Here is a 4,540-nt window from a genome sequence, read left to right as displayed (position 1 = left end):
ACCGCCGGACTTAACTTAATAATGTGTGGTTTGAGGCCCTGGACACGGAAGTGTTCAGGGCCTCACCCGTTTAACCAGCACTTTGGTGCTGGTGCTGGTGCTGGTGTTGGTTGTTGTTGGGGTAGGGATCAAGCATCAAGCTTGGCTCCTTTTCTTGTTTAAGACCATTGACCAACCGGACGCCAGCAACTGGTTCCTGCCGGCGGCGCCGGTGCTGATCCTGACGGCAACAGTGCGGTTGTCAGGCTGTTGGTTGCCGTTGGCTATTGGCTGTTGTTGATGGGGGTTGAGCTACGTGGCTCGACCCCTATACCTGTTTGTAGTCGTACAACAAGCGCCCCCTATATGTTCAGCGTTGACCGGATTGAGGTTTAGAGAAGAATACGGGCAAGACATCAGCCGATGCCTTACCCGTACTTTTCATCTTCGTGAGTAGGAGGCGCTTTGCCTTACGGGTCGGTCCTCGGTGCTTTTTCTGCCATCTTGTTGGTTAGCGGTGACAGAACCAGGTATCCCACCGTTGCGGTGGCAGATGCTAGCAGTGCGCCTTCGTATTCGGTCATTACTAATCGATAGCAACCGAGCATGACGATAAACGACAGAAGTGTCTGCAATGCTTGGGTCGCGATCTTGCTTGCGCTGTTAAATACTTTGAGTACGATCCGATCCGATATTTCGCCTAGCACCAGGATCACCAAAACAAAAACTATGGTCAGTAGTGGTGACCAGAGAAGTACCCCGTGTTTGGGGGAACCGGCTTGAGGGAACCATAGAGGCGCGAAAAACCCCAGTAGTACTGGTAATCCAGCGGCAAGTGTCACGAGCGATAGAAATAGACCGAAACCGAACTTTTCTGATGTTTTCAGTGTGCTCATTTGTACCTTATGTTGTTGGCTTGTTTATACCCTTGCGAAGATGACAACCCAGGTTGCAGTTGCCGCCGTTACGTAATATGGGATACCGAGAGCCATGAGGCCGGTGATGAGGGGTCCTTTTTACCAGTTTTCGAGATCTTCGAGGAAGCTGGCATTTTTTCGCATAGGGCCGCATAGCTTTGGGTAACTTGTCAGTACTGTATCGCAGCGCAACGATAGTTGCTTTTTTGGCTAGAGACGTGATGATATTCGCTGGCCGAGCGAAGTTGCTGGATCGAGATTTTCGTGCTGCCATGGCTTTTGCTACTTGTGCCGAAGATGCGTCGGTAGCAGTAGAAGCTCGCCGGGCGAATTCTTTCCAGTCGTTCGCTGACAATGACAGTGGAATGCTCGAAGCGTTCTTGAGCTCGCGCACTGAACTGGGGCTGTCGTTACGGGTGATGCGTTGGCTGCTAGTGGCGTTAGAACTAGGGCTCAGGATACTGAAACCGCTGCGGAGATTCGAAAGAATTTTGATTTGAACATGTGAATCTTTCCTTGGACTTGGCCTTTAACGGTCTGATGCGAGCGTATACCTTATTTCCAGAATCTGTAAATACTACCTTTGTAGGATGCTTGGCGAAGTTCTACCGCTAATCCTTAGCTGGGGGTGAAGGTTTTTATGTGGTTGCTTCATGAAGGATGCATCTAGTGAGGCTCTCAAAATATTGGGCTATGTTCGTGTTTCTACGGACTAGCAGGACATCAGTCCTGAAGTTCAGCGTGCTGCTCTTGGGCGTGAAGCGCATCTAAAAGGGTATGAGCTGACTCTGGTTGGGGAGCTTGCTGTTTCTGCGGTGACTGTGACGAAAAGGCCTTTGATGCAGCAGTTGCTGGCAGCACTGAAAGCCGGGCCATCTAACTAGCGATTCCCGCTGGGTATCATTCGGCGGTCTATGGCTATCTACCAACCTGCGGACTAGGGAAGTGGCATCGCTTGGGGTAGGGGTCAATTCAAGAAATAGTTTTTCGTCAGCATATTGAGACCGTACGCGCTGTTGGGATCGCACCGTCAGTGTCAACCGGGCGGTGCGGCGGCTGGTTTTGTCTATTGGCAGGGCGCCGATGAAGACAACTGGTACCCATAGGTAAGTCAGTTATATACCGAAATCTCGGGACAGAATCGAGTCCAGTGACACCAGATATTGCCAGCCCCTTTTCGGCTTGCGCTTTGGTGCAGTGACCTTTTGGAGCGGATCGATGAATGAAGTGGCTCAAGTTGTACTGGCCCAGTGCTCTAGATAGCTACTCACACTTGTAGCTTTGCGCGCACATGTCCAATGTGATGGTACTGGCACGGCAGTATTTTGCCGTTCTCGGTAGTTCCGGTTCGAAACTAGCCCCCTATCCCTAATTTCGGTAAGTTCTTGCCGAATCGAGTTCGATAGTGAATGATTGAGGCAAGGATGCGGATTATCGGCGAAATACTGCCGGAAGCGAGGTTGGTTTGGATTCGGCTAAGGAGCTTGGCGCTGAATTGCAACGCGCCAGAAAACTGAACGGTCTAACTCAAGAACAGCTGGCTGAATTAGCCGGCATTTCTGAACGAACTTTACGGTCAATTGAGCGAGGTGGCGGTAATCCATCCATCGAGGCTGTACTGTCCGTCGTGAACGTGCTGGGCCTGCGATTAGTAGTGGCCAAATGACCGTGGATCTTCAAGAACTCAAACGGGTTGCGCGAGCAGATGTTTATTGCAATGAGACGCTTGCGGGTGAGCTCGCTCGAAGGGCCGATGGAAGTGTAGCGTTCACCTACTATCCAGATTACTTAGTAGGTGGGGGAGCGGCCATTGCGACAACCTTGCTTCCTACTGCGGAGCCATATGTCGGCCCTGGCGGGGCCCTGCCGACATTCTTCTCAGGTCTATTGCCAGAAGGTCACCGACTCACTGTCCTTAAAGACGCAACTAAGACCAGCCTGTCTGATGAGCTGACTCTGCTCATGGCTGTCGGCTCGGATACTCCTGGAAATGTTCGCGTAGTTCCGTCTGGATCGGCCTTGGAACAGACTCCCGTGGTTGCTGAATTCAGCAACACGGACAACCTCGACTTCTCTGCTCTCGCGCGGACGCTAGATCGCCACTCGATCCCTGGCGTGCAAGACAAGATCAGTGCAACGATGCTGACAACACCAGTGGATTTCAAAAACAGCGCCTACTTGCTCAAGCTCGATCCTCGCGACCACCAGCATTTGGTAGTTAACGAAGCGCACCACTTGAAAGCGGCAAAAGCGCTCAAACTACCAGTCGCTAACAATTGGCTAGTTCTGGATTCGAAACAGTGCCCTGGTCTGTTAGTTGAGAGGTTCGATCGTTTGTTCACTGTAACGGTGGATTCTCCCACGCGCATGGCATTGGAAGATGCAATGCAGGTATTGAACCAACCACCGGCAAGCAAGTATGCCGTGAGTACCGAACAGGTTATCGAGTCCTTGGCCCTACAGTGTCAGGCACCGGTGATTGCCAGGCGCAATCTATACCTACAGTTTGTCTTCGCCTGGCTAACGGGAAACGGTGACTTGCATGGAAAGAACGTTTCCATCCTGGCCGATGAACATGGACGCTTCAGCGTTGCGCCGATCTACGACATCCCTTGTACGTTGGTCTACGGCGATAACACCATGGCGCTGACCGTTGCAGGAAAAGACAAGAATCTGAAGAAGAAACATTGGGCTGAACTTGCAGGAGAGCTTGGACTGACTGACCGTGCTGCGCAGTCTGCAAATCAGCTCGCACTGAAGGCCGCAACAATGGTAGATCTCAGCGAGCTTCCGTTTGATGGCTCGCCATTGCGCGGAGCTCAAAGAGAGCTGAGGTTCCGAGGTATGGAGTTACAGTAATGCCCTGCGAGACCAGTTAATTGGTAAGCGCCGAGAACGCAGTTAGCTGTGCGTCTTGGCTCTTCTTCGCTTGTCCTTTGAGCGCGGAAGTCCATGAGGGATACACCCGAAAGCCGCGCTTGCCCGGAGCTGATGCAGATGCGAGGACGCCGAGGCGCTCGAGGTGCTGCATAGTGAAGCGGAAAACACCGAAGCGATTGTCTTCGCTGATGAAAACCATAAGGCCTTGCAGTTCTGCCTCGGGTTCAAAAGGAGTGGTTGTCCCAGTTTCGTCTCGACGCCAAATGGCAACGAATCCACCTGACTTCGTTGGCGTAATCCTTGCAGTTCGAATTCGCCACAGCTGCCCATCGAGCTCAGCGACACCTGCCTCATAGTCACTTTGCTGTTCTTCGGGGGTCACTACGCCGTGCTTCTCTCTGGAGAGCACGCAATACTCTTCTAATGCGGTGTACTTCAAGACATCACTTCACTGGATTGGCAAGCTTGCGGGTTCTGATCATCCTAAGATCGTTGATGCCGATTCCCCAATCGGCTGACGTTGCGGAGCTAGAAACATTCTCGTTCCGAGACTAATGACCCATACCGATGGGTAGTCCGGTTTCAAAGTTGGAGTAGGGCGCATTCATGTTCGTGCGACCGCTGGACAGGATCCTTTGCATTCGAAATGCACTGATGCATCGACGGGCAAGACAGTTTTGAATCATGTGTGCACGGTCACCGTTGCAAAGTACCCCACCGATTTGCACGACCCCCAAAACCTGTGTATAGTTTTTCCTTGTCGC

The 4,540-nt window shown here is 52.0% G+C and carries 4 protein-coding genes; 2 read left to right on the top strand and 2 right to left on the bottom strand.

Translation table 11 applies throughout. The features are described from left to right. Positions 1 to 449: 449 nt before the first annotated feature. A complete protein-coding gene (locus FJV47_RS11860) occupies positions 450 to 875 on the bottom strand; it encodes a hypothetical protein (protein WP_159613288.1) in 426 nt (141 codons plus the stop codon). Between the two features lie 1,486 nt (positions 876 to 2,361). Between FJV47_RS11860 and FJV47_RS11855 the strand changes: the two genes are divergently transcribed. Together FJV47_RS11855 and FJV47_RS11850 are read left to right on the top strand one after the other, a co-directional pair. After that, on the top strand, positions 2,362 to 2,562 hold the full coding sequence (locus FJV47_RS11855) for a helix-turn-helix transcriptional regulator (RefSeq protein ID WP_159613286.1): 201 nt from the start codon (positions 2,362 to 2,364) through the stop codon (positions 2,560 to 2,562). Next, complete coding sequence (locus FJV47_RS11850; protein WP_159613284.1) at positions 2,559 to 3,755, top strand: type II toxin-antitoxin system HipA family toxin; 1,197 nt, start codon at positions 2,559 to 2,561, stop codon at positions 3,753 to 3,755. Before FJV47_RS11855 ends, FJV47_RS11850 begins: the two co-directional genes overlap by 4 nt. 16 nt (positions 3,756 to 3,771) lie before the next feature. On the opposite strand, the gene FJV47_RS11845 is transcribed toward FJV47_RS11850, so the two are convergent. After that, the gene (locus FJV47_RS11845) at positions 3,772 to 4,215 is read right to left on the bottom strand and encodes a MepB family protein (RefSeq protein ID WP_159613282.1); all 444 of its coding nucleotides are present in this window, start codon (positions 4,213 to 4,215) and stop codon (positions 3,772 to 3,774) included. Between the last annotated feature and the right edge of the window lie 325 nt (positions 4,216 to 4,540).

It is taken from the genome of Glutamicibacter sp. JC586 (assembly GCF_009805585.1).
Taxonomy (GTDB): Bacteria; Actinomycetota; Actinomycetes; order Actinomycetales; family Micrococcaceae; genus Glutamicibacter.
Note: the sequence above shows the minus strand (reverse complement) of the source record. Positions and strands in the feature narration are given on the sequence as shown.